General features: G+C 60.0%; 27 protein-coding genes. 19 read left to right on the forward strand and 8 right to left on the reverse strand.

Annotation, left to right across the window (positions count from 1 at the left end; all coding sequences use genetic code 11):
- Nucleotides 1-73 precede the first annotated feature (73 nt).
- The 4 genes from VGI36_09415 (at nt 74) to VGI36_09430 (ending at nt 2975) form a co-directional block, all read left to right on the forward strand.
- Nucleotides 74-211 (forward strand): hypothetical protein, encoded by a 138-nt coding sequence (locus VGI36_09415; GenBank protein HEY2485355.1) that lies wholly within the window; start codon nt 74-76, stop codon nt 209-211.
- Nucleotides 212-243: 32 nt separating this feature from the next.
- Nucleotides 244-927, forward strand: coding sequence for an isoprenylcysteine carboxylmethyltransferase family protein (locus tag VGI36_09420; GenBank protein HEY2485356.1), 684 nt, complete (start codon nt 244-246; stop codon nt 925-927).
- Nucleotides 928-1270: 343 nt separating this feature from the next.
- Nucleotides 1271-1885 carry a glutathione S-transferase family protein gene (locus VGI36_09425; GenBank protein ID HEY2485357.1) on the forward strand — a complete coding sequence of 205 codons (615 nt, stop codon included), beginning with the start codon at nt 1271-1273 and terminating at the stop codon, nt 1883-1885.
- A gap of 73 nt (nt 1886-1958) precedes the next feature.
- Complete coding sequence (locus VGI36_09430; protein HEY2485358.1) at nt 1959-2975, forward strand: NAD(P)-dependent oxidoreductase; 1017 nt, start codon at nt 1959-1961, stop codon at nt 2973-2975.
- A 103-nt stretch (nt 2976-3078) separates the two neighbouring features.
- Here VGI36_09430 and VGI36_09435 read toward each other — a convergent pair whose 3' ends face one another.
- Nucleotides 3079-3537 carry a cupin domain-containing protein gene (locus VGI36_09435; protein ID HEY2485359.1) on the reverse strand — a complete coding sequence of 153 codons (459 nt, stop codon included), beginning with the start codon at nt 3535-3537 and terminating at the stop codon, nt 3079-3081.
- A 132-nt stretch (nt 3538-3669) separates the two neighbouring features.
- Entirely contained in the window at nt 3670-4458 is a 789-nt protein-coding gene (locus tag VGI36_09440) for an SDR family oxidoreductase (protein HEY2485360.1), read from the reverse strand.
- Nucleotides 4459-4719: 261 nt separating this feature from the next.
- On the opposite strand from VGI36_09440, the gene VGI36_09445 reads away from it, so the two are divergent.
- Nucleotides 4720-5607 carry a VOC family protein gene (locus VGI36_09445; GenBank protein ID HEY2485361.1) on the forward strand — a complete coding sequence of 296 codons (888 nt, stop codon included), beginning with the start codon at nt 4720-4722 and terminating at the stop codon, nt 5605-5607.
- 136 nt (nt 5608-5743) lie between these two features.
- Here VGI36_09445 and VGI36_09450 read toward each other — a convergent pair whose 3' ends face one another.
- From VGI36_09450 to VGI36_09465, 4 genes are all read right to left on the reverse strand, one after another.
- A complete protein-coding gene (locus tag VGI36_09450; protein HEY2485362.1) occupies nt 5744-6844 on the reverse strand; it encodes an SDR family oxidoreductase in 1101 nt (366 codons plus the stop codon).
- Between the two features lie 444 nt (nt 6845-7288).
- On the reverse strand, nt 7289-7642 hold the full coding sequence (locus VGI36_09455) for a hypothetical protein (GenBank protein HEY2485363.1): 354 nt from the start codon (nt 7640-7642) through the stop codon (nt 7289-7291).
- A 927-nt stretch (nt 7643-8569) separates the two neighbouring features.
- Complete coding sequence (locus VGI36_09460; GenBank protein HEY2485364.1) at nt 8570-9085, reverse strand: hypothetical protein; 516 nt, start codon at nt 9083-9085, stop codon at nt 8570-8572.
- 125 nt (nt 9086-9210) lie between these two features.
- Nucleotides 9211-9666: a MaoC family dehydratase N-terminal domain-containing protein gene (locus VGI36_09465; GenBank protein HEY2485365.1), complete on the reverse strand. Its 456-nt coding sequence runs from the start codon at nt 9664-9666 to the stop codon at nt 9211-9213.
- Nucleotides 9667-9866: 200 nt separating this feature from the next.
- Here VGI36_09465 and VGI36_09470 point away from each other — a divergent pair, with 200 nt between their 5' ends.
- The 7 genes from VGI36_09470 (at nt 9867) to VGI36_09500 (ending at nt 14362) form a co-directional block, all read left to right on the forward strand.
- A complete protein-coding gene (locus VGI36_09470) occupies nt 9867-10202 on the forward strand; it encodes a helix-turn-helix domain-containing protein (protein HEY2485366.1) in 336 nt (111 codons plus the stop codon).
- Nucleotides 10202-10495, forward strand: a complete 294-nt coding sequence (locus VGI36_09475) for a hypothetical protein (protein ID HEY2485367.1) — start codon at nt 10202-10204, stop codon at nt 10493-10495. Before VGI36_09470 ends, VGI36_09475 begins: the two co-directional genes overlap by 1 nt.
- 130 nt (nt 10496-10625) lie before the next feature.
- Complete coding sequence (locus VGI36_09480; GenBank protein HEY2485368.1) at nt 10626-11489, forward strand: fumarylacetoacetate hydrolase family protein; 864 nt, start codon at nt 10626-10628, stop codon at nt 11487-11489.
- Nucleotides 11490-11520: 31 nt separating this feature from the next.
- Nucleotides 11521-12294, forward strand: coding sequence for a phytanoyl-CoA dioxygenase family protein (locus VGI36_09485; GenBank protein ID HEY2485369.1), 774 nt, complete (start codon nt 11521-11523; stop codon nt 12292-12294).
- Between the two features lie 58 nt (nt 12295-12352).
- Nucleotides 12353-12520 (forward strand): hypothetical protein, encoded by a 168-nt coding sequence (locus tag VGI36_09490; GenBank protein HEY2485370.1) that lies wholly within the window; start codon nt 12353-12355, stop codon nt 12518-12520.
- Entirely contained in the window at nt 12517-13518 is a 1002-nt protein-coding gene (locus tag VGI36_09495; GenBank protein HEY2485371.1) for a hypothetical protein, read from the forward strand. Before VGI36_09490 ends, VGI36_09495 begins: the two co-directional genes overlap by 4 nt.
- A gap of 28 nt (nt 13519-13546) precedes the next feature.
- On the forward strand, nt 13547-14362 hold the full coding sequence (locus tag VGI36_09500) for a hypothetical protein (protein HEY2485372.1): 816 nt from the start codon (nt 13547-13549) through the stop codon (nt 14360-14362).
- 186 nt (nt 14363-14548) lie between these two features.
- On the opposite strand, the gene VGI36_09505 is transcribed toward VGI36_09500, so the two are convergent.
- Entirely contained in the window at nt 14549-14863 is a 315-nt protein-coding gene (locus VGI36_09505) for a DUF2934 domain-containing protein (GenBank protein HEY2485373.1), read from the reverse strand.
- A gap of 246 nt (nt 14864-15109) precedes the next feature.
- Nucleotides 15110-15790: a VOC family protein gene (locus VGI36_09510; GenBank protein HEY2485374.1), complete on the reverse strand. Its 681-nt coding sequence runs from the start codon at nt 15788-15790 to the stop codon at nt 15110-15112.
- A gap of 267 nt (nt 15791-16057) precedes the next feature.
- On the opposite strand from VGI36_09510, the gene VGI36_09515 reads away from it, so the two are divergent.
- The 7 genes from VGI36_09515 (at nt 16058) to VGI36_09545 (ending at nt 23416) form a co-directional block, all read left to right on the forward strand.
- Complete coding sequence (locus tag VGI36_09515) at nt 16058-16615, forward strand: carboxymuconolactone decarboxylase family protein (protein ID HEY2485375.1); 558 nt, start codon at nt 16058-16060, stop codon at nt 16613-16615.
- Nucleotides 16616-16815: 200 nt separating this feature from the next.
- Nucleotides 16816-18336: an MFS transporter gene (locus tag VGI36_09520; protein HEY2485376.1), complete on the forward strand. Its 1521-nt coding sequence runs from the start codon at nt 16816-16818 to the stop codon at nt 18334-18336.
- A 111-nt stretch (nt 18337-18447) separates the two neighbouring features.
- Nucleotides 18448-19599 (forward strand): CaiB/BaiF CoA-transferase family protein, encoded by a 1152-nt coding sequence (locus tag VGI36_09525; GenBank protein HEY2485377.1) that lies wholly within the window; start codon nt 18448-18450, stop codon nt 19597-19599.
- Between the two features lie 357 nt (nt 19600-19956).
- Nucleotides 19957-20553 carry a YceI family protein gene (locus VGI36_09530; protein ID HEY2485378.1) on the forward strand — a complete coding sequence of 199 codons (597 nt, stop codon included), beginning with the start codon at nt 19957-19959 and terminating at the stop codon, nt 20551-20553.
- A gap of 19 nt (nt 20554-20572) precedes the next feature.
- On the forward strand, nt 20573-21562 hold the full coding sequence (locus VGI36_09535; protein ID HEY2485379.1) for an LLM class flavin-dependent oxidoreductase: 990 nt from the start codon (nt 20573-20575) through the stop codon (nt 21560-21562).
- A 23-nt stretch (nt 21563-21585) separates the two neighbouring features.
- A complete protein-coding gene (locus VGI36_09540; protein ID HEY2485380.1) occupies nt 21586-22053 on the forward strand; it encodes a MaoC family dehydratase in 468 nt (155 codons plus the stop codon).
- Between the two features lie 130 nt (nt 22054-22183).
- A complete protein-coding gene (locus VGI36_09545; protein ID HEY2485381.1) occupies nt 22184-23416 on the forward strand; it encodes a CoA transferase in 1233 nt (410 codons plus the stop codon).
- Nucleotides 23417-23418 lie beyond the last annotated feature (2 nt).

Below are 23418 nucleotides of genomic sequence, written 5' to 3' on the forward strand. Positions count from 1 at the left end.
GTCCACTCTGATCCAGGTCTATTTTCATCGTTTTTGCGCGCCCCTGCCTGCGGACAAAGCGCCGGAGCCGCCGGTGTCGGCGATCAAGCTGATGTCGTATGCGATTCAGGCAAATCCCGAGAAGCCGTGGCGCGAGCTCGCGTTTCTGACGGTTCTGTTCGTCTGGGCGCTGTACCGCATTTTCACCCAGGGCTTCGGCCTGGCGTCATAGCCTGTGAGACGCCCTCCGCAGTGAGGTCCACAATGTTAATACTCAAATTGATCGGCGGTGCGATCGCACCCGTGATTCTTTGGGGTGCCCTGCTCTTCCTGCCGGCCGGAACGGTCGCGTGGTGGCAAGCCTGGGTTTTTCTCGCGGTGGTCTTGGCCTGCAGTGCGGCAACCATGGTGTGGGTATTCGCGACCAACGAGGCGCTGCTCAACGAGCGCTACGGCAGCCCGCTTCAGAAGGGACAGCCGTTGGCCGATAAGATCGTAGCGAACATCTTTGTGCTCTCGTTTTTCGCGGTGATTTTGTTCATCCCATTGGACGTGTTCCGCTTTCATGCGCTCCCGCCACCGCCGCCCATCGTCGCTTTCGCGGGCCTAGGTCTGTTCGTGGGCGGATGGCTGCTAATCGCGATCGCGATGCGCGAGAACACCTTTGCCGCGCCAGTGGTAAAGCACCAGGAGGAAAGGCATCAGGAAACGATCAAGACCGGGGCCTATGCGATCGTGCGGCATCCGATGTACACGAGCGTGATGCTACTGACACCGGGAATGGCGATTTGGCTTGGTTCGTACGCGGCCGCGTTACTTTCGATCGTACCAATTGTGTTGGTCGCGGTTCGGATTATTTTCGAGGAGCAGTTCTTGCGGCGCGAGTTGCCTGGTTACGAGGACTATACGCGTCAAGTGCGGTACCGGATGGTTCCGTTTGTCTGGTAGGTGGAGGCTCGGATTGGTTGGTCTCGGGCCCGCCATGACCAGCGCTTAAGTTCTTAGGTCATAAGCGAACGCCTAGGAAATTCGAGCTCCTTCCTCCGGATAGACCCGGGTTCCAGGTAAATCGGGAATCCGGCCCAAATCTGAGGGGACGTCGCTGATCGTCAGGCGGTAGGGACTGGGTCGCGCGAACCAAGCACCTTTATGGAGCGGGCCGTGATAGATGCAGCTGGTTCCATTCCGAACGGAAGCTTCGAAGGGCTTTTCAAAGGAATGAGCTCGGAGCAGGGGTTGACAAACACGTAACCTGAGAGTTACGTATTAGGCCGCCAGGAGGCGATTCACTATGAAACTTTACTATTTTCCATCACCCAACCCGCAAAAAGTTCGCTTTGCGCTCAACGAGCTTGGGCTCGAGTGCGAGACGGTGCCGGTCGATCTGATCAAGCGCGAGCAGCGCACGAGCGAATTCCTCGCCCTGAATCCGTACGGGCGGGTACCCGTGCTGGTTGATGGGGATCTGAACCTGTGGGAATCGCACGCAATCCTCGCTTATCTGGGCGAAAAGACGGGGAGGCTGTGGCCTACTACCACCGCGGGGCGGGCGGACGCGCTCCGCTGGCTCTTCTTCCTGACCAGCGCGATTTCTCCCCCCGCCACCGAGGTAGCGTACAATCGGATCGCAGTAAAATTGGCGGGCGGGACACCCGATGAAGCCGCGATCGCGCGCGGCGAGAAGGCGTTGCCCCCCACGATTGAGGTCGTCGAGCATCATCTCGCCAACCACAAATGGATGCTCGGCGCGGATTTCTCGCTGGTCGATTGCGACTACGGCCCGACCTTCAACGTGCTCGAGAAAGCCGGCTTCAGCTTCGCCGATTTTCCGAAGGTACACGCTTACCTTGATGCGACCCGTGCGCGTCGCGCCTGGCAGGAGACCCCGAGGTTGCCGGGGCTCTGATTTCTTTTCCGAGCGCGTGCGAACCCCCGCTCGGTATAGATTCGCCTCCCGGGTCTGCTAGACAAAGGGGGACATGAGCAGGCAGCGCAAGGTTGTTTCACTCGCTCCGGCGGGGCTCAATTTCATTTTCGACCCGATTGTCGCGGGACTGCGCGCGCGCGGATATCAGGTTACTCATTTCACCGACTTCACGGAATTCGACCGGGTGTCGGACGCGGTGTTGAAAGATGCCGAGGCTTTCGTAGTGCTCAGCAACTTCCCGTGCGGGAAGGCCCTGATGAAGAAAGCCCCGCAACTGCTCGGGATCGTGTCGCCATTCATTGGAACGGAGGGGATCGACGAAGTTGCGGCGACCGAGCTCGGAATCATGGTCGCCAATGGCCAGGTGCCGGAAAACGTCCTCAGCATGTCCGAATCGACCATCATGCTTATCCTGGTTTCGTTCTATTCCCTGCACTGGTGGCAACAGCAGTTACACGAGAACCGGCCCCATCCCGCGCAGGTTCCGGGCAGAATGATACGAGGCCGGACGCTTGGAATGATTGGATGCGGCCAGATTGCCCGCGGGATCGCAGCGCGTCTGGCTGGATGGGAAATTCAAGTGCAGACCTACGTTCCGCGAGTGCGTACCCCGTTGCCCTCCGGGGTAAAACGGGTCAGCCTAGAGGAATTGTTGCAGACCAGCGATGTGGTTTGCGTGCTGGCGCCGCTTAGTGCCGAGACCCGGGGCATGCTTAATTTCGAGCGCTTGCGGCTGATGAAACCTGATGCGGTCCTGATTAATACGGCGCGCGGCGGAATTGTAGATGAGGCGGCGCTGGTGCGGGTCGCACGCGAGCGTCCCAGCCTGAGAATCGCGATAGACACGTTTGCGGAAGAGCCTCTGCCACCAGACAGTGCCTTGCGAGCGCTACCGAACGCGATTCTGACACCGCACGCGATCGGGCACACCCAGGAGAGCATCAACGCATTGCCGACGGCGGCGATCGAAAACGTCTCGCGAATCCTCCAGGGAGAACTTCCACCCTACCTTCGCAATCCCGACGTAATCCCGCAGTGGCGACGCCGGTTTGCGACAGAACAGCAATAGGCACTCCGATTACGACCCAGTAGCGATTTGTGAATGGAGAATTCGGCGCCAACCCGGAGAGCGGCGCGACCAATCCTAGTCCGCGGATCTTACTTTTATGGTCCTACGCCGCAGACTTCTTTTCGGCATCGTATTGCGCCTGGATACGGCGCAGTTCTTCCCAGCTAAGGTAGGAAGTGAAGCCATTGTCGTTGAAGAACAGCACCGGGCCGTTGCAGATAAACAGATATTCGGTGTCTTCGAGGGCGGTGGTCGCGCCGTGCACCATCCCGTTGGCCTCGTAGACGTAGTCGCCCGCGTTCAGTAGTCCGGTACGGACCTGGAGCTTGCCCGAGAGAATAAAGGTATGCGACGGGCTGAGGTGCTTGTGCTGCGGGGCGACGTAGCCTTTGAGCCATTTGAGCAAGACCGCCCAGGTGCCGGACTCCGAACCGGTCCAGAGAATTTTCATGAACGCCCGTTTGGGATCATCGGCGGAGGGAATCCAATCCATCTTTCCTGCTTCGACTAGCGTGTCCATCAACTCGGAATTGAACGGGCGAATGTCCTGGGGAAGCGGCATGATGTGTCTCCTTCGCGTCGGGCCTGCCGGATGGTTAGTCCGAAAATGCCGAATTATCAAGCCAGCAGTAAAATTCCCAAGTTTCCGTGGTGCGGAAAGCTTGGACCTCCGGAATCCGCGGATTCTCTGCTCTTACACTGACCTCACCAGGCCGCCGTCGATTCGGATCATCGATCCGGTTACGTATGATGCCAGGGGGCTAGCGAGAAATGCCGCCACAGCCCCGAATTCCTCGACCGTTCCTAGTCTCCCGACTGGAACCGCCGCACCGGCGCGCTTGACCGCCTCTTCGGTTGAGATGCCGCCGCGCTCGGCCGCGGCGCGATTGAGCTGGATCATCCGGTCAGTCGCGATGGTTCCTGGCAGCAGCATGTTAACGGTTATGCCATCTCGCGCGACTTCGCTCGCGAGCGTTTTGGCCCATCCGGCAACAGCACCGCGCAGCGAGTTGGAAATTCCCAGGTGGGGAATCGGTTCGATCACGCTGAACGACGCGACGTTGAGGATTCTTCCCCATTTGCGCTCGCGCATTTCAGGGACCAGCAGGTCGGTGATACGAAACAGCGCCAGCACCATCGCGCGGAACTGCGCTTCCCATACCTCGGGCTTCACGCCGAGCGCGCCCGAGGGTGGCGGCCCGCCGGAATTGTTCACCAGGATGTCGATGGCTCCGAGCTGCTGACGTGCGGAACGAACCGCGCTTTCGACACTTGGCCAATCCGCGAGATCGGCCGGTAATCCGAACGCGCGCCCGCCACCCCGCGCGTTGATTTCGCCCGCAGACTTGTCGAGGGTCTCTTTCGATCGTGCGACCAGCGCCACGTCCACCCCCTCCGCCGCGAGCGCGTCGGCGATACCGCGTCCGATTCCCTTGCTGCCGCCGAAAACCAATGCCTTCTTACCCTTGAGCTTGAGATCCATGGCTTCTTCTCCGGTTTCCTGAACACTCAGATCGTCTTCGCACTGTTGCGCATCTCTAAGACCGCCGTAAAGCGCTGCAAGCCGCGCGTGGTTTCAGGTCCGCGCGCTCCTTAGCTAGTTCGGCTGCTGGCTCGGCCGGCCCGCCCGGAGCACTCTGTTGCTTCGAGGCGTGGCCGGAGAGGACGGTGTCGGGCCAGTCCGTCTGCAGCAGTTGGATATTGCTAGATTTAGGGTAGACAATCGGTGCGGAGGACCGATCGTATGAGCGGAATCAGTAGCCTTGGATATCTCGGACTCGGAGTGAGAGACGTGGCCGGATGGGAGAAATTCGCCACGCAGATTCTAGGCCTGCAGAGCGCGGGCATCAGGGAGGACGGTACGCTACGGCTCAAGATGGATGAGTACGCATACCGCTTTTCACTCCATCGCGATGACGCGGACGATCTGGCCTATATCGGTTGGGAGGTCGCCGATGCAGCGGCGCTTCGGGAAATCGCCGCGCGCTTGCGCAGCGCGGGCGTCACGGTGGAATCCGCGTCGGCTGAACTGACCGCATCGCGCGGGGTTGCGGAGCTGGTTCGCTTTGTCGATCCGAATGGCATCGCCAGCGAGGCATTCTACGGGCCGTCAGTTGAATTCGAGAAACCGTTCCATTCGCCACGCGCGATTTCAGGGTTCAAAACCGGCGCGCAAGGCCTTGGACATATCGTAGTTGCGACCAGCGATGTCGACAAAAGCGTTCGCTTCTACTGCGACACCCTGGGGTTTCGAGTCAGCGATTTTATCGACATGAAGTTCGGCGCGTTCGGATTCTCGATGGCTTTCATGCACTGCAACCCGCGCCACCACACGCTCGCTCTCATTCCGATTCCGATGCCGAAAAAACTGTTGCACTTCATGCTGCAATGCCATTCGATCGATGACGTGGGGGCGACGATGTACCTGGTGCAGGAGGCGGGGATCGAAATCGCGGCCTCGCTGGGACGGCACACCAACGACCATATGCTGTCTTTCTACATGCGGACACCCTCGGGTTTCGAGGTGGAGTACGGATGGGGCGGACGCGAAATAGACGACCGCATCTGGCACGTTCAGAAACATCACGCGCCCAGCATTTGGGGGCATCATCGCGCGGGCATGCCGCGTTAGAGTGGCTTCCGACGGGGTGTGGGGCAATTTCTCCGTACGCCGCGATGCCTTTCTCCCAAGAGACTCCAACAACGCGTCGCTTGGAGGCTCCTTTAGGACGACCTCGACTCCTCGCCGACCGGAGGCGCTCTCACGGCTAGCGTGGCGGGAGGAGGCGGAGGTCCTGCCAGCGGCCTATCCATTTGCGGAACATTGCTTCGGTGTCGATGCACTCGCTGAATCCCGCCTGGCGGCCTTTGATGGTGCTCACGAGCATCGGAGGCGGCGACTGAGTGAAACCATACGCGAACACCGAATCAGTAAACTCAAAAGATCCGCCGACCAAAGCGGCGAGATCCGTGGGCGCGCGCAGATTGTATTTGTTAACTATCGCGCTCCACTCGGCAGCGCGCGCCGGCATTTCTTCGCGCAGGGAATGCGGCTCCGGCGCACCGACCCGCATGCCGAACGCGTCCGCGATGACGGGCCAGACTTCGGTCCACACCAACACGTCGCCGTTGGTGATGTTGAAAATCTGGTTAGCGCAGGCAGGATTGGTCGCTGCCCATTCCATCGAATGTGCAAGGAGGTCGGCATCGATCGCTTCCACAACCCCGGGCGTGCCGCCGGGAAACGACAACGGAAGCCCGGCTTCTTTGCGCAGCGCCGCATAAACCCCGAGCGCGGGAAGGACATTAAGATTGCCGCCGATCGCCTCCCCGAAAACGATCTGCGGGCGCAGGATCGTCCAGCTCCAGTTCTTCCCGTTTTGCTTCGCGCGCAGGTAGTCCTCCTGCAGCCAATAGAAGTTTTCGTGCTGGTGGCGCGGATTGCCCTCCCGCGCCGGTATTGGAATTGGCGCGACGTGCGCACCGTAGGCCTTAGTGCCTTGCAGCAGGGACACTTGGCGCAGATCACGCGCAACGCCGGAGAGCGGCTCGAACAGGTTTCGCAGCATGGTCAAGTTGGTTTCCATCTGATCGCGCTCGCGCCATCCGCGGATCAACCCGGTGGAGATTTTCTCGAACAGGGCGGCATATACAACATGGGTCACATCGCCCATCGCGCCAAAGACTTCGCGGCAGCGCTTCTCATCCATCAGGTCTACGGAAATGAAGTCCGCGCCGTGGCGATCGAGCGGGGGACGACGCGAGACGGCTATGACCTCCCAATCGTCGCGCGCGCCGAAATGCTTCACCGCGCCGTAGCCAACCAGACCGGATGCACCAGCGATCAAGACCTTTCGCTTGTTGGTCATTGCTATCCTCCACGGCGCGAGTTCACCGCCAAGGATGGCAGAGACTAAGGAGAGGGAAAAGAAAAAGCGCGGCCTCTTGATCGCGACGCCGTTGTTCGGCCCAGGCCGCGCCACGACGCCCTATACTGTGCGCCTAGATGGTGCCGAGAAGAACCAGAATCAAGACGATGACCAGGACCGTGCCGCGGGTTCCTGACGGGTAGTACCCAGCTGAAATTGCACGGCCCTATGAGTATCGCGATTAGTAGGAGCGACAAATACGAACATTAGTACCGAGGACATATCGATCTACTCGGGGGACTGGTCACTCAGAGCATATGGACCACGAGGAACCAGAGGACCAACACCGAGATCGGTACTCCCAGCAGCCATGCAATCATGTAGCGCATCGGTAATCATTCCTTCCTTTAGGTTCTGGGCAAAGTGATCCACGGGCCGACACGGCTAGTCGACGTTTCGTTTCGCCACGAACCCCGACTGGCCTTTCATTGGCCCTTGGGCAATTTCGACAACGGCGCCGTTTTGGTCACTCGATACAATTGTCACCGGGGTCTGGTCATCGATGTCCAAGGCGGTAAAGTTCTTGCGCACATCGCCGGCCATTCCTTCGATTCCGCCTTGCTGCTGCATCCGCGAAACTTTCACATAGGTCTGTTCATCGGGATACAACGCTATGGAATGTCTGTTGCCGGTTGCGACGAGTTTGTGTGGAACGATTGATTGTCCGCTCTGACATGCAGCGACCGTTAAAGCCAATGTGGCTAGGACAATCGCCAGAAAATTGAGTTTGGCTACCATCTTTTAGCCTCCCGCATCACGCTTCTTCGCCCGACTCTTGCAAATTCATTAAGCGCGCCGGAGTTCATCGTTCTATCTACCTACCGTCGCCCGCCTCCGTTTGCCTTCTTGGCGGCCGGCGCAAGCTGCCGCCGCCCTCGCCCCGACGCCAGTATTCCAGTGGGTCTCCTCTCGGGCACTCTCCGCTTTCTCAAATTTCCAGCGCGTCGGCGCAGGTCGTTTGCTTTCATCCATCAAACCACTCCTGTGAACGATTCGACGCTGGATAGAGAAGCATCGGACGTGCCATGGATTCGGTCGCCAGTTTGGCACGAGACAGGCGTGCGTAGGCGAGCCTTCAGAACACGGAACGTAAGGTGAGGAGATCGTCACCTAGTAAAATTTACCGAAAAATGGCGAAAGGGCGGAGGGGGGAACGGCACCTAGGTTGGCGTGGTGCACGTCGCGGCGATTCTTACACGAACGCGTGTCCGAAGATTTCACCGGGGTTGAGATGGCGTGTTAGCCAGACTTCATGTGGCTTAAGATTTTTCTTGCAGAATGGTCACCCTTAACGACGTCAGATCTGGGCCCGGTTCCCTTTCAGAAAGCTTGGCGGTGTCCGCCGAAGAGGATGGTCAGAGTCCGACCGACGCTACCGTTGCTCAAGGTGTGTCCTGAAACGACTATGAAGGGGGAGTGAAGCTGCAAAGAACGCAGGTGAGAGAACTGAAGCGGCGCGTCATTACCATCCGGTCATCGGCTACCGCGCGAGCCTCGAAAAGGGCGTCGTGTCATCGCGCCTAGGTATCCCTGGCACTGGTCGACGACGGCCATCCAAGGGTGGGCGGTCCACCAAAACTCACCGATCGTGAATCCAAGGTGACCGCGTAACCTGCCGCTTCCTCCAGTTGAGATCTAATATTCTCGGAAAACTGATCACCGCTTCTACTCGCTTCTTGCAGGCGGCAGAACCATTATCTGTCCGCCCATTGTGGGTTGATGCTGCATGCACTTGAAGTCGAATAAGCCCTCGCGATGGAACGTGAACACGTAGGAGGTTTTCTTGAGCGGCGGCAAGTCGACGTACATTAGGATGCTCAGATCGGCGCCCAGTAGTGCGAAGTCGTGATCATCATCAGACTGGAGATTCCAGAACGTAATTGCGGTTGGCTTATCGCGATGAACAACGATCGTTTGTGGTGAGAACGCATAGACTTCGCCAAACATCTTGATCGTTTCCTGTGGCCCGCTTTCCTTAGTCGCGACTGGCTGCGTAACGACGATGATCTCGGCTTGTTCGGTTCCGGGCTTGCTAACCGTGACGGTCTCGGATGCGGCCGCGTCGGGTAGGTAGTAGTGGCCAGGCGGCTTGAGAGGCGATGCGGCGAATGCCGTGCTGGCACAGAACAGCGTGGGCAGCAGAACCCAGGCGCAAGCGATGCTCGGGAGTCTTTCGATCACTTTGATTGAAGAATAGCGGCCCGCTCCTGGTGCCGGTCCGCGATGCAAGCAAGGTCGCTGGTAACCTCGCGCACGGTTTCTGCCCATCGCGCCGGCAGAGCGTACCTGAAAGGGACGGACTCGAGTTACTTTTCGTCCATCACGGTTCCGCTTTTTTCGCGGCCCGGCCGGTTCATCATGCGATGGTCAATGCGCGCGACCACCTCGCCCTTTTGATTGATCAGTGTCGAGCGCACCACCGCGAACACCATCGTGCCCGTACGCCCCGTTTTTTCGTAAATTTCCTTCACCACGGATGATACCCGAATCGAATCGCCCGGCCGAAGCGGCTGTTCGAGTTCGAAATCGATTCCGGCCATCAACCCACCGCGACTAAAAACCGGAATCCGCTCGAAAACCTCGTCGCCGTAGCGGAAGCCGGCGACAAATGCAGGGGGCGCGATGATCCCGCCATACGGTCCCCTGGCCGCCGCCGCTTCGTCCACGTAGAGCGGATTGGTCTCGCCGACCGCGGCGCAGAAACTGGCGATACGCTCGGCGGTCACCAGAATGGGCTCCCGCCCCAGATACGTACGACCCACGAATTTATCGTTTTCCTGATCCACTGGACCCGATCAGTAGCACACTTCTACCTAGTCGGACCGCATGCACTCAGCGTAGGCAGGGCGCTCCGTGGAATTCGTACCGTGTGATCGGCGGTCTGGCGCTTGACATTGATGACGACTATTTCCAAAAGTGACTATATCGTCCACTTTGAACGGTGACGTCACGAACCCAGGCAATGGCCCTAGCATCAACCTTGAAAGGCTCGGGAGTAAGCAGTCGGCGCTCCACTCTCAGCCGCAGGGATCGCCGGAAACTTGAGACGCGCCAGGCACTGCTTGACGCGACCCACACGCTGCTGGCTTCGCGCAATCTCGACGCGCTCAGCGTCGATGAGATCGCGATGCGAGCGGATGTGGCCAAGGGTACCTTCTACAACTACTTCGCCGACAAGGATGCTCTCGCGCGCGAGCTTGCAGCGCGGCCGGGTCCGGATGGAAGATTGAAATCGCGCGGGCCAACGCCCAGGTCGAGGACCCGATCGCCCGAGTGGCGCGAGCGCTTTGTTGCGTGATGCGCTTTGGGCTGCGCGAGCCGCAGCAGGCTGCGGCCATGATGCGGTTTTTTCCCCACGCGACCGATCCCGCGGCGCCGGTGAATGCGGGCGTCCGCGGCGACGTCGCAGCAGGCCTCAACCATCGCCGCATCGGGGCCCCGTCGGAAGCTAGCGCGATCGCGGCTATCGTCGGCGTTATCATGGCGGGTTTGAACCGTGTGATGGATCTGACGCCGGACCGGACCGCTACATTCGCACGAGACCTCTGCGCGGACTCGGAGTGGACCGCTCCAAAGCGGCTCGCATCATGAAGGCGGCGGTCGAAACGATTCTTGGATAGACGGCGAGGAGCTCGCGTGGGTATGAAGGTCCAAGACAAAGCGGGCTCGCAGTGGGGGCCGCCGGCGCCGCCCATGGTGAGCTGACCAGGAGGGTTGAACAATGAAGCTCGCCAGGTATTCGGCCAAGGGAGAAATCAAACTGGGTGCAGTCAAGGGCGATGGCCTCGTCGAACTTGGCAAGCGATTGCCGGCGGTGGCTGACAACATCATCGATCTGATCAAGATGTGGCCCGAGGTCGGTTCCACGGTATCGCAACTGCTCGCTGACTCGGCGCCGGATGAATCGCTGGCGACCGTCCATCTGCTCGCGCCGATTGCGAGGCCGGGCAAGATCATGGCAATCGGGCTCAACTACGCCGACCACGTGCAGGAAGCGCGACAGAAGATGCCGCCCCATCAGATCTGGTTTACCAAGGCGGTGACCGCGATCAACGGACCGTTTGATCCGATTCAACTTCCGCGCGCTTCCGCGCAGACCGATTACGAGGCTGAGTTGGTCGTGATCATCGGACGACGCTGCAAGCACGTGAGCAAAGAGCGCGCCTCGGAAGTAATCTTTGGTTATTGTGCGGGTAATGATGTTTCGGTGCGAGACTGGCAACTCCAAACGACGCAGTGGGTGCTCGGCAAGTCGTTTGATACACACGCGCCGATTGGTCCATGGATCGTCACACCCGAGGAACTAGGCGATCCGCACACCATGGGAATTCGCTGCTTCGTCAACGGGGAACGTCGGCAGAATTCCAATACCCGCCACCTGATCTTCAACGTCTTCGATCAGATCGCGCACCTCAGTCGCGCGATGACCCTCGAGCAGGGCGACGTGATCTTCACCGGCACTCCGGGGGGAGTAGGCATGGCGATGAGCCCATCGCAGTTTCTCAAACCGGGCGACAAGGTGCGGGTGGAAATCGACCGTATCGGTGCGATCGAGGCAGTCGCCCTTGCGGAGCCGCTTTCCTGAGCGCAACTGCCGAGCGACGGAAATCTGAGCCGTGCAGTCACTCCCCGAAGAGCCGGTTCGTGCATTGAGCAAAGACGAGGTCGAAGCATTTGGTAGTGATGGCGTCATCTGCGTCCGCCAGATGCTGCCGGCACGGTGGATCGAAGTTGCGGCAGCGGCGATCGAACGCACTAAACAAGCGCCGAGCGAGACCGGGAAGGTGTTGTCCAAACCCGCGCCAAGATACCTGAACGACATTTTCGTGTGGCTGGTCGACGACGGATACCGCAGGTTTCTCTTCGAATCGCCGGCCGCGCGGCTCGCGCAACAGGTCATGGGCTCGCGGACGGTTACCTTCTTTTACGACCAGGTCTTCGTAAAGGAACCCCGCACCAACCTACCAACCCTGTGGCATCACGATTTGACGTTCTGGCCGATCGAGGGCACGCAGATTTGTTCAATCTGGGTGCCGGTAGATCCGGTCACGCGGGAGTCGAGCGGGCTCGAATACGTGCGCGGGTCGCATCGCTGGAACCGGCGCTTCAAGGCGGTCTCACCCGACTATCATCCGGCGCTGCTGGCCAGCAACTTGGAAGATCCGCCGGACATCGATGCGCACCGTGCGGACTACGATTTGGTCAATTTGGGACATGGAGCCGGGCGACGTTCTGCTCTTCTATCCACTGACCCTACACGGCTCGCGCGGGAATTCATCGCCGCGACGGCCGCGCGCGTTTGCCACCCGGTGGCTGGGTGGCGATGTGATCTATGCGCCAGTCAAGGCGCGGATGCCGCTGCCCAAGGGTCATGGATTGGTTCGCGGTGACAAATTGAGCGGCCGCTTTTTCCCGCAGGTGCTCGGCTAGTACGATGAGGGCTGAACCATGAATTTGCTCTCCGAGGCAAAACGGCTCGCGCCGCAGCTTGCGGAAACGGCCGCCGTGGATCGCGAATTGCGGCGGCTCAGCGATCAGACCTGGAAAATTCTGCTCGACGGTGGTTTCGTGCGTCGCTTCAGCCGGCCCGCTGGGGCGGCGGTGAGGTTTCGTTGATCGACTTTGTCGACGCGATGCTCGAACTGTCGCGCGTCTCACCCGCGGCGGGATGGGTGGCCGGTGTTATCGGAGTGCATCCGTGGCAACTCGCGCTCTTCGATGATGCAGCTCAACGCGAGTTGTGGAGCGAGGATGCGGCGACGATGCATTCGTCGTCATACAACCCGACCGGCAAGGCCGAGAAAGTTGCCGGCGGTTACAAGGTCTCGGGGCGTTGGTCATTTTCGTCCGGCTGTGATCACTGCCGCGGGGTCATGCTAGGAGCGATCTGCGGATCGCGCGAGGTCGCGGGGAAACCGGTCCGCGATTTTCGATCGTTTCTTTTGCGGCGCGACCAATACCAAATCGATGACAACTGGCACGTCGCTGGGCTCCAGGGAACCGGCAGCAAGGATATCGTGGTCGCAGAGGCGTTTGTCCCCGAATATCGCAGCCAATCTCACTTTGACTACGCGACGAACCTTCCCTTGCCCGGGCAGAAGCTCAACGATGGGCCATTGTACCGCCTCCCGTGGTCGGTGGTATTCCACATGGCGCTGGCCTCAGCGACGCTCGGCTCAGCGCGCGGCTTTGTGGAGTTGTGGATAGCGCACACGCGCGATCGCACTCTGAGCTTCGGTGGACGCGCGGCCGACGACGCATTGATGCAGAAACGTCTGGCGGAGGCGACCTGGTACCTGGATACGTCCATCATGCGGATGCGGGCCGACGCGATCGAGTTGAGCCAGATGGCTGAGGCACGCAAAGCGGCACCGATGGAACTGCGGGCGCGGATGCGGTGGAACTTGAACCGGGGATGCGAGCTGGTCGGTCAGGCGGTCGCGGAGCTCTTTCACGCCGCCACCGGCCGCACCGTTTTCCTGGATCATCCGTTACAGCAGCGCTTCCAGGACCTCCAGGCCGCGATGGCGCACGCCTACATGACGCCCGACCAGGTGGCGCGCGCGGTCGGCGGGTCATTGCTCGAAACCTCGAAGCCGGAAATTATTCTGTGAGTCGAATTCGGCCGCAAGGAGTGTGGTTATGGCGGAGAAGATCGCGATCAACAGTGTGAATTTGAAATATGCCACCATCGCCGAAGCCCGCAAGATGTCGGGACTACGGCTCATCCTCGGCGCGATCGCGGTTCCCGGTCCGTGGCGCGAGGCGTGCAAGGGAATCTTTTACGTCAAGAAGGTCCCGTATGTTCCGGTGGCGGCGGTTGGCGATGATGGGACCGATCGCGAGTTGATTGATTGGACGGCGCAAAGCAGCGCACCGGTCGCAATCTGGAATGAAGAGCGGCCGCGTTCGACCTGGATTGAGCAGCTCTACCTTGCCGAACGGCTTGCGGCGAATCCTCCGCTGGTTCCCGCTTCGATCGAAGAACGCACGCTAATGTTCGGTTATGCAAACGAGCTGTGCGGTGAGAACGGCCTGGGATGGTCGAAGCGACTCACGATGATTAACTCAACCGTGACCAATCCCGCTACGCCCGATAACGTCAAAGGGTTCTGGCTCAAGTTTGGAACAAAATATGGTTACAGCGCAGCAGCGGCGCAAGCTGCGCCTCCACGGATGACCGAGATTTTGCGTCTGCTTGATGCGCGATTGTCCCAGCAGAAGGCGAAAGGCAGTCGCTTTCTGGTCAGCGATCGATTGTCAGCGCTGGATATCTACTGGGCCGCGTTTGCCGCCCTGCTGCGCCCGCTGGAGCCCGAGCTATGCCCGATGGCGACCGGCTTTCGCGACTTCTATAGGGAAACTAACCCGGCAGTAACCGCGGCGCTTTCGCAAGGGTTGTTGGAGCATCGCGACTTCATTTATCGCGAGTACCTGGAATTGCCGGTGGTGTTCTGAATTTTGTAAAGCGCACGCGACGTCGCGCCAAATTTCGGGAATGGGTCTTCGTGCCGCTGACGCGCGTGCTTGCGGGTATGCAGGCGGCGGCTGGCGGGCCGGCGAGCCATCCGCGCCTCTGGGAGGCGACCTCGGGTGGCCGTTTACGCGGCCGGCCCTGCGCAAATGCGTCGCGGGTCGCCGGGACTACGGCGCCTGCGGCGATCGCTTGCTGGGATCGCTGTTAGCTTTGGTCGATTGTTTGCGTTTACGCGGTGCTGGCTTGGCGGCGGTCGGTGTACCGTCGAGCGCATCTTTAGCTTTCGCCACCATCGATCCGATCCGGCTTTTTCGTGAAGCGCGCGGTCTGGCGCCGTTGCCGTTCGAGGAATTCGCTTCGAGACTCAGCTCGCGCACCGCGGCCTGCCAGTGCTGCAACTCTCGCCCCTGCGGACGCCCCTCACGCTCCCAGATGTAATACGCGCGTTCGCGCACTGCTGCTTCGTTATCAATTCTCATCATCCTCAAACCTTCCCATCATCAAAAAAATAAGGCTGGGCACCCACTCTCCACGCCAACAAGCATCCGACGTGCCATCGATTTCCCGCCTCATTCTACAGGATAGCAGATGGCGATGCTCAATCCGATTTGTGAAAAGCGGATGAATCTAAACGCTGAGCCCCAGCGTCGTCAACAAGTCATCGCCCTTCGCTGTGCAGATGCTGCCGGAGCATTCAGCACGGCCCTTTTCGGTTGGGACAAGAGCGGCTATTTGGTCACGTCGACCGGCGGGGTCGACTGACTTAACCTGGCGGTGACTTCCGCGTCGCTCATGTTGTAAAGCCGCTCCATCCCCTCCATCATCGGCTTGCCCGAATTCGGCGGCGGCTGCGCGACCTTGCCGCCCTCGCCTTGGAACGGCGGCGGATTCCGATAACGCCGCAGGTCGGACGGAGTGATTCCGGCAAGGCGCACCACCTCTGGATCGAGCCACGCATCTGCGTTGATGGCTTTTCCCTCGGAGGTTGAGAACTCAAGCATGATCCCCTCGGGGGCGGCTAGATAGATCGATTTGCAGAAGCCGTGGTCTAGGGGACCCATCACCCAGTGCCCGTGCGAACGCACTCGATCACGCATCGTGAGGAGGTCCTCTTCGGTGTCGACGTTGAGCGCGACGTGCTGCATCACACCGGCGGCGACCGGTCTTGCCGGAGAACCCGCGTGCGAGACACCGTTGATGCCCTGGATCTCCCCGATCTCCGGCGATTCCACGAATGCGATGGAAGAGCTGTCGTTCAACTTGAGGAAACCGTGAAAGGTGTTGTCGACGCCATGCATCCAGTACAGCGCGACCAGCTCCATCCCGACGACGTGGGTGAAAAATTCGATCTGGCCTTTGATGTCCTTGGTGCAGATCGCGAGGTGATGAACTCCGTTAGGAAGACCCATGAATGAAAACCTCCTTGACCAGCGCGGCGCTGCTTCCTCCTTACTCCTTCTGCGTCCTCGTGCAAGCGCCAACGAATGTCTGGTTGGTCGCTCGGCTGCGAGGGTTACTTGTGACCGTGTATCCGATTGATACGCTGTAAAACCTCTCAATGAAGTTCTCGACGGGCTGGAGGTCGGTTGGTTAGGAGAGGACCGCCGCTGTTTTACAATCTCGCAGCTTTCTTCTACAGACGAGTTCGACAGAAGGTTTAAGCGCGGAGGTAAGCTATGAGTCTGGTTCCATACCCTGACATCGGAAAGCTGCCCGAAGAGGTGCACAACGCGCTCGCTCAGGCGCCGGTGCAATTGAACATTTTCAAGATGATGGCCAACGCGGAGACCTGTTTCGTTCCGTTCTCGCGGCTGGGCGCGGCAATTTTGGGGCGGCAGAAGCTGGACTCGAAGTTGCGCGAACTGGCGATCCTGCTGGCAGTTAAGATGGAGGGCGGCGAGTACGAATGGGTGCAGCACGTGCCAATCGCGATTTCGGTTGGGGCGACGCAAGAGCAGGTGGATGCGATTGCGGATCGCAAGTTATTGGGGTCGTGTTTCAGCAATCTGGAACGGACCGTGCTTCAGTTAACCGAGCAGGTGGTGGAAAAGGTCAGGGCTGATGAGCCGGTGGTTAGGGAGGCACTGGGGTTTTTGTCGCCGCGCGAAATTGTCGAACTGATCATGACCATCGGCTTCTACATGACGGCGGCGCGAATAACCGAAACGACGCGCACTGACCTTGATCCGCCCGCCGGCACAAAGGTGCTTGATCAGATTCGGCGCGCTCGATAGTCGCATCGAGCGATTGATGTGGCGGACTTGAATAAATCTGCAGTGAGCTGAGTGCGAACGGACCGCGCCCTAGGCGCGGACCCGGTCCGGAGAGGGGGCGGCGGTGCGACTCGTATCTGCGTGATCTGATATGGTTTTCGAAGTCGTTCGCCGGTGGCGTCCTGCGCGATGGCCGCCGCGTCCGGGAGATTTTTACCTTAGTGGCATTGGATGACGCTAATTCTGCCCCTGTCGCAATGCGCGACGTTTTTGGACCCGCAAGTCCGAAAGAGCCGGTCCCGGACACGTTTCAGTTTCTGGCGCCGCTTATCGTCGGCTGCGCGCTCTTCATGGAGATGCTCGACTCGACGGTTATCTCCACCGCCTTGCCCGCGATCGCGCATTCCATGCATGAAGATCCGATCCGGCTGAACCTCGCGATCACGTCGTACTTGCTGAGCCTGGCGGTATTCATTCCGATCAGCGGCTGGATGGCGGACCGCTACGGTTCGCGCACAGTGTTCCGCACCGCGATAGTGCTTTTCACCTTCGGCTCGATCCTCTGCGGCGTCTCGCAATCGCTCTCACAGCTGGTCGCCGCGCGCATTGTGCAAGGCTTCGGCGGGGCAATGATGGTGCCGGTCGGACGTCTGATCGTGCTCAAGACGATTCCCAAGTCCGAACTGGTGGCGGCAATGTCGTATTTGACGGTGCCCGCGGTGCTCGGCCCGGTGGTGGGGCCACCCGTGGGTGGGTTTATCGTCACCTACTACTCTTGGCGCTGGATTTTTTTCATCAACGTCCCCATCAGCTTCGTGGGAATCACGCTGGTCACGATGTTCATCGAGAATATCCACGAGGAGGATGTCCCGCCGCTGGACCTGAGCGGCTTTATCCTCACCGGCCTGGGGCTTGCGGGACTGGTTTTCGGCTTCGAGATGCTGGGCCGCGGAGTGCTCCCGGTGGGCCTGGTGATGTGTTTGCTCGCCGGAGGTGGACTGTGCTCGGGAGCGTATGTGCTGCACGCGCGGCGTACACGCTTTCCGATCATCGATCTCGCGTTGCTCAAGATTCCGACTTTCAGCTCGGCGACAGTTGGCGGCGGGCTGTTCCGGATGGGAATTGGCGCGCTGCCGTTCCTGATGCCGATGTTGCTGCAGCTCGTGTTTGGCCTTACTCCGTTCGCATCGGGGATGATCACGTTCACCGGGGCGGCGGGTGCCTTGTTCATGAAGCCGACTGCACCGCCTATTATTCGGCGGTTTGGGTTTCGCAACGTGTTGGTCGGCAACGGATTGGTAAGCTCCTGTATAATGATGAGCTACGCGCTGTTCCGTCCTTCAACGCCGCATTCGCTGATTATCGCTACACTGTTGGTAGGTGGATTTTTTCGCTCCCTTCAGTTCACCGCGCTCGGCACGCTCGCTTACGCGGACGTCCCGCCGATACTGATGAGCAACGCAAGCAGCGCGTCGAGCATGGCGCAACAATTGTTCCTCAGCCTCGGCGTCGCGACCGCGGCCCTGCTGCTTCACGTAAGCCTGCACGGGCGCAGCGTCGCAACGCTGTCGTGGCAGGACTTCACGCTGCCGTTTGTGATCACCGGGATCCTCGCGATCGGATCTTCACTCATTTATCTGTGGCTCGATCCAAACGCCGGCGCGGAAGTGAGTGGGCGCCGCGGCTCGGTCGCGATTTCCAGAACTGTGCGAACGGCGCGGGACGTTGAAGTCGCCGATTGAAGGAGGGTGAAGCGCCCGGCTCTACGGGTCTTTTCATCCTGCGGCTGGCACGCTAAGTACCGCACACGGTGACGATTTGTCGCGCCGCTAGGGCCGCGATAGAGGTGAATCATGGGACCATTAACCGGATATCGAGTAATCGAATTTGCGGGTATCGGGCCGGGACCGATGTGCGCGATGCTGCTCTCGGATATGGGCGCCGACGTCCTGCGTATCGACCGGACGTCTGCGGCGGGGCTCGGAATTTCGATGCGGACGAAGTTCGACCTCCTCAACCGCGGTCGGCGTTCGGTTGCGTTTGATCTCAAAAAGCCCGAGGCGATTGACGCGGTTAAGCGCCTGGTCGAAAAAGCCGACGCATTGATCGAGGGATTTCGGCCCGGCGTCATGGAGCGGCTGGGACTGAGTCCCGACCAATGCCTGGCGCGAAATCCGCGGCTGGTGTTCGGACGAATGACGGGCTGGGGCCAGGAAGGGCCGCTGGCCGAAGCGGCGGGCCACGATATCAACTACATCGCGCTCACCGGAGCGCTGCACTCGATCGGGCGTACCGGTGATCGGCCATTGCCGCCGCTCAACCTGGTCGGTGACTTCGGAGGCGGCGCTCTCTACCTAGCGCTCGGCGTAGTCGCCGGACTACTGGAAGCGCAGAAGTCGGGCAAAGGACAGGTGGTGGATGCGGCCATGGTCGATGGCGCATCCTCGCTCATGACGGCGATCTACGGGATCAAGGCGGCGGGAATGTGGACCAACAATCGCGGCGAGAATCTGCTCGACACGGGGGCGCATTTCTACGAAGTCTACGAGACGAGTGACGGAAAGTTTGTATCGATCGGATCGATCGAAGGCAAGTTCTATGAAGAGCTGCTCGACCTTTCCGGGCTCAAGGGCCAGGAACTGCCCAATCAGATGGATCGCACCGCGTGGCCGGCGCTGAAGAATCAGCTGACGAAAATCTTCAAAAGCAAAACGCGCGACGAGTGGTGCAAGATTATGGAAGGCAGCGACGTGTGCTTCGCGCCCGTGCTGAGCATGGAAGAAGCGCCCAAGCATGCCCATAACCGGCAGCGCGGTACTTTCGTCGAAGTGGAAGGGGTGGTCCAGCCGGGTCCTGCCCCGCGCTTCAGCAGGACGCCGGGGGAAATTCAGCGGCCACCCGCAAGTCCCGGCGAGCATACCGAAGAAGCGCTGCGTGATTGGGGCTTCAGCAGCGTGGAGCTGGAAAGGCTTCGCGCGCAGGGCGCGATCGTGCAAAGCAAGTAGCGGCGGCCGCTGCGGCCTGGGAAGGCGCCCGGGCTGAACCCGGTGGACGGCTGGTTCTCGCCCCGAACGAAAGTGTCGGGTGGGTGCGGCGCGCGTCTTGGACCTACCGCCGCAACGACGCACCTCGCAGCCGAGGCGCTGTCCAGTCGGCCGCGCGTCGTCGGCGCGGTGAGGAGAGCGACACTTTCCGGGCCGCAAGATTAGGTAGCGGTGTGCTCTCCGGAGCGCGGAGAATTTCCGCAGCCACATCGGCGGAGTTGCCCGGGTAGCCGCCAGTATCGAAAAGCAACTTTGGTTCTCGTCAAGCGCAGCGCGCTCGACTAGAGTCACGGGCGGCAAATGCACACGGAGGTCGGTATGCGACTTAAGGCCTGGCGGAGATCCCTTGCGCTGGCTTTTCTTGGTCTGGTTGCCGCGGCGGCGGCCGCGCGCGCCGAGACCTGGAATATCGATCCGGCCCACACGACGGTCGAATTCTCGGTGCGGCACATGATGATCTCCAACGTAAAAGGTCAGTTCGAAAAAGTGTCCGGTACGATCGCCGCCAGCGGCAATGACCCCGGCTCGGTGCAGATCAATGCTGTGATCGACGCGACTTCGATCAATACGCGGGTCGAAAAGCGCGACGCCCACCTGAAAAGTGCGGCTTTCCTGGAGGTGGACAAGTATCCCACCATCACTTTCAAATCGACTAAGGTCGAGCCCGACGGACCCAACAAATGGAAGGTCACCGGCGACCTGACGCTGCATGGCGTGACCAAACCGGTCGTACTCGAGGTCGAAACCGCCACACCGATCAAGGACCCCACTGGCAATACTCGCGCCGGGGCATCGGCAACCACCCAGATCGATCGCAAGGATTTCGGCATAGTCTGGAATAAGCCACTGGAGACGGGAGGCGTGTTGGTCGGTGACGAGGTGTCGATCGCGATCGAGGTCGAGACGGTCCAGTAGTAGCGGAGAAGTAAATCCAATGGAGTTTGGACTGCAACTAACCAACCTGGAACCGGCGCGCCTGCGCTCCATCGCGCAAACGGCCGAGGGGCTCGGTTACGGCCTGATCGTCTTCCCCGATCACATCGTGATCGAGGGTCCCGAGCGGCACTACGACCCGCATGCGCTGGCGTACGATGCGATGATCGTGGCGGCGACCGTGGCCGAGGCCACCAGCAAGGTCAAGATCGGCCACCTGGTGCTGTGCAATCTGTTTCGCCATCCCGCCATCACCGCGCAGAGTCTGGTAGCGCTCGACCACATCAGCAACGGCCGATTGCTCGCGGGTCTAGGTACCGGATGGACGGAGACCGAATTTCAGATGACGGGAATCCCGTTTCCGCCGATCGGGGAGCGGTTGAGGATGCTGGACGAGTCGCTGGAATGCATTCTGTCGTTGTGGGGGAATGAGCGGACCACCTTCAGCGGTGAGTTTTACCAGCTCCGCGATGCGATTCTGTGGCCCAAACCCATCCAGAAACCGCATCCACCGATTATCATCGGGGGCGGCGGCAATGGCCTGTTGCGCATCGCGGCCAAGTACGCGGACAACGTCAACCTTATCCCGGACGCAGGGAAGCAGGGAAAAATCTCGCTCGACAACGTCAAGAAGATGACCGACGAGTCCTTTCGCAAGAAGATCGATTTCGTGCGCGAGGAAGCAAAACGCCACGGGCGCGATCTCGCGGCGATCAAATTCAGCAACTTTATCTTCAACTACATGATAACCGATTCGAAGGAAGCGACGCGCCAGACGGCCGAAATGATGGCGGCCGGTTTTGGGATGCCCAGCGGCGAAGCGATGCTGCAATCACCGATGTCGCTAATTGGTACCCCCGACGAGTGTATCGCGGAGTTAAAGCGCCGTGCCAAAAGTTGGGGCGTGTCTCAATTCATATTCGCGACGGCGATGGGGATCGACGAAGCGCAGACCCGCACGCTTTACGAGCAAGTTCTTTCGCACGTGTGACAAATCGACCAGGGGAAAAACTAATGGAAACCATACGCTTTGATGATGTGGAAAAGCTGCGGTCGAAGATTAGCCAGGAGTATGGCAGCTGGTGCAAACCGATCGAGGTAAGCCAGCAGAAGATTAACCAGTTCGCCGACGTTACCGGCGATCATCAGTGGATTCATATCGATATCGAGCGCTGCAAGAAGGAGAGTCCGTTCGGGGGTCCGGTGGCACACGGATTTCTGACGCTGAGCCTGCTCCCTGCGTTCGAATACTCGAATGATTGGCAGGTGGTCGGGTTCCGCAACGTCGTGAACTACGGCGCCAACAAGCTGCGCTTCATCTCGCCGGTTCCCGCGGGAGCGCAGGTGCATGCGCATTCGCGTCTGGTCGCGGTGGAGGCACGTCCACAGGCTACCCAGGTAACCCAGGAGACGGCGGTACACGTGGTTGGCAATGATAGGCCCGCGCTGATTTACGAAGGGATCTTTCTGTACGTGAAGTAGCACAACTTCGAAGAGCAGAGACGAAGGGGGCAGACCCGCCGCGACTGCGGCGCCGTTTAAGAAACAGCCGATCTTCCCGAAACACGGAGCCTTTGGACATCGTGGGAGCCCAGGCTCTAGGATGTGATGCATGGAAAAGCCACGGATGCTTGAGGGTTATCGGGTTCTTGATTTCACCCACTTTGTGGCGGGGCCGACCTGCACCCGAATTCTTGGCGAGATGGGCGCCGATGTGATCAAAGTCGAGCGCTCGCCCGAAGGCGACCGTGTGCGGGCGCTGGGAATCGTGCGGGATGGAATCAGCACCTACTATGTCCAGCACAACCATTCCAAGCGCAGCCTCGCGATCGATTTGCGCCAGCCAAGGGGACGCGATCTGCTGCTCTCGATGATCCCGAAAATTGATGTGGTGGTGGAAAATTTCGCACCGGGCGTGATTGCGAAAATGGGCTTCGGCTACGAAGCTCTCAGCAAGATCAACCCGCGTATCGTCATGTGTTCGGTCTCGGTCGCGGGCCAGACCGGACCACTCAGCTATAAACCCGGGTACGACTATCTGGGTGCGTCATACGCCGGAGTAATCGATCAGCTGGGCGAACCGGATCGCACGCCGATCACCCCGCCCCTGGCGATTGGCGACATCTCGACCGGGGTGGCAGCCGCGATGGCGGTGGGATTCGCGCTACTCGATCGCGAGCGCACGGGCGAAGGCCAGTATCTGGATGCGTCGCTGCTGGATACCTACTTCCACATGCACGAATTGTCGGTGCCGGTAGTGTCACTGCGCCCCGGTCGCTGGTCTCCGAAGCGCAATGGAGCACTCCATCCGACCGGCGCGCCGACCGGGGTCTATCGGAGCAAGGAAGGCTACGTCTTCCTGGTGGTCCAGCAACACGAGATTGCCCGGCTGTGGCGCGCGATGAAGCGTCCCGACCTCGCCGAAGATTCGCGCTTCAAAACCAATCGCGATCGAGTGAAGAACCAAGAAGCGCTACGCGAGATTATCGAGCGGTGGCTGCAGTCCCTTCCGGATCGGGATTCTGCTCTGCGCGAGTTGGATGCGCAGCGCGTACCGTGCGCCCCGGTGCTCAAGCTCGAGGAATCGATGGCGCAACCGCATCTGCGCGAGCGGAAGACTGTTCGCCGGATCAAGCACGACGCACTTGGAGAATTCGACCTACCCGGAATGCCGGTGAAATTCTCGCGATGGCCGGATCGCACCGATCTGAAAGCGTCGCGGGTGGGTGCGGACAACACGGCGATTCTGTCCGAAGTGCTGGGAATGACGGCCGCGGAAATTGAGGAACTCTATCGCGAGCAGGTGTTGCTGGCCGCGCCGGTTTCGCCGGCGGCCGCCTCGTAAAA

Source organism: Candidatus Binataceae bacterium, from assembly GCA_036495685.1.
Lineage (GTDB): Bacteria > Desulfobacterota > Binatia > Binatales > Binataceae > JAFAHS01.

Coding starts and splice junctions, on each gene's coding strand:
- VGI36_09420 (HEY2485356.1), top strand. CDS start 244: ATGTTAATACTCAAATTGATCGGCGGTGCGATCGCACCCGTGATTCTT.
- VGI36_09425 (HEY2485357.1), top strand. CDS start 1,271: ATGAAACTTTACTATTTTCCATCACCCAACCCGCAAAAAGTTCGCTTT.
- VGI36_09430 (HEY2485358.1), top strand. CDS start 1,959: ATGAGCAGGCAGCGCAAGGTTGTTTCACTCGCTCCGGCGGGGCTCAAT.
- VGI36_09435 (HEY2485359.1), bottom strand. CDS start 3,537: ATGCCGCTTCCCCAGGACATTCGCCCGTTCAATTCCGAGTTGATGGAC.
- VGI36_09440 (HEY2485360.1), bottom strand. CDS start 4,458: ATGGATCTCAAGCTCAAGGGTAAGAAGGCATTGGTTTTCGGCGGCAGC.
- VGI36_09445 (HEY2485361.1), top strand. CDS start 4,720: ATGAGCGGAATCAGTAGCCTTGGATATCTCGGACTCGGAGTGAGAGAC.
- VGI36_09450 (HEY2485362.1), bottom strand. CDS start 6,844: ATGACCAACAAGCGAAAGGTCTTGATCGCTGGTGCATCCGGTCTGGTT.
- VGI36_09455 (HEY2485363.1), bottom strand. CDS start 7,642: ATGGTAGCCAAACTCAATTTTCTGGCGATTGTCCTAGCCACATTGGCT.
- VGI36_09470 (HEY2485366.1), top strand. CDS start 9,867: ATGGCCCTAGCATCAACCTTGAAAGGCTCGGGAGTAAGCAGTCGGCGC.
- VGI36_09475 (HEY2485367.1), top strand. CDS start 10,202: ATGCGCTTTGGGCTGCGCGAGCCGCAGCAGGCTGCGGCCATGATGCGG.
- VGI36_09480 (HEY2485368.1), top strand. CDS start 10,626: ATGAAGCTCGCCAGGTATTCGGCCAAGGGAGAAATCAAACTGGGTGCA.
- VGI36_09490 (HEY2485370.1), top strand. CDS start 12,353: ATGAATTTGCTCTCCGAGGCAAAACGGCTCGCGCCGCAGCTTGCGGAA.
- VGI36_09500 (HEY2485372.1), top strand. CDS start 13,547: ATGGCGGAGAAGATCGCGATCAACAGTGTGAATTTGAAATATGCCACC.
- VGI36_09505 (HEY2485373.1), bottom strand. CDS start 14,863: ATGATGAGAATTGATAACGAAGCAGCAGTGCGCGAACGCGCGTATTAC.
- VGI36_09510 (HEY2485374.1), bottom strand. CDS start 15,790: ATGGGTCTTCCTAACGGAGTTCATCACCTCGCGATCTGCACCAAGGAC.
- VGI36_09515 (HEY2485375.1), top strand. CDS start 16,058: ATGAGTCTGGTTCCATACCCTGACATCGGAAAGCTGCCCGAAGAGGTG.
- VGI36_09525 (HEY2485377.1), top strand. CDS start 18,448: ATGGGACCATTAACCGGATATCGAGTAATCGAATTTGCGGGTATCGGG.
- VGI36_09530 (HEY2485378.1), top strand. CDS start 19,957: ATGCGACTTAAGGCCTGGCGGAGATCCCTTGCGCTGGCTTTTCTTGGT.
- VGI36_09535 (HEY2485379.1), top strand. CDS start 20,573: ATGGAGTTTGGACTGCAACTAACCAACCTGGAACCGGCGCGCCTGCGC.
- VGI36_09540 (HEY2485380.1), top strand. CDS start 21,586: ATGGAAACCATACGCTTTGATGATGTGGAAAAGCTGCGGTCGAAGATT.
- VGI36_09545 (HEY2485381.1), top strand. CDS start 22,184: ATGGAAAAGCCACGGATGCTTGAGGGTTATCGGGTTCTTGATTTCACC.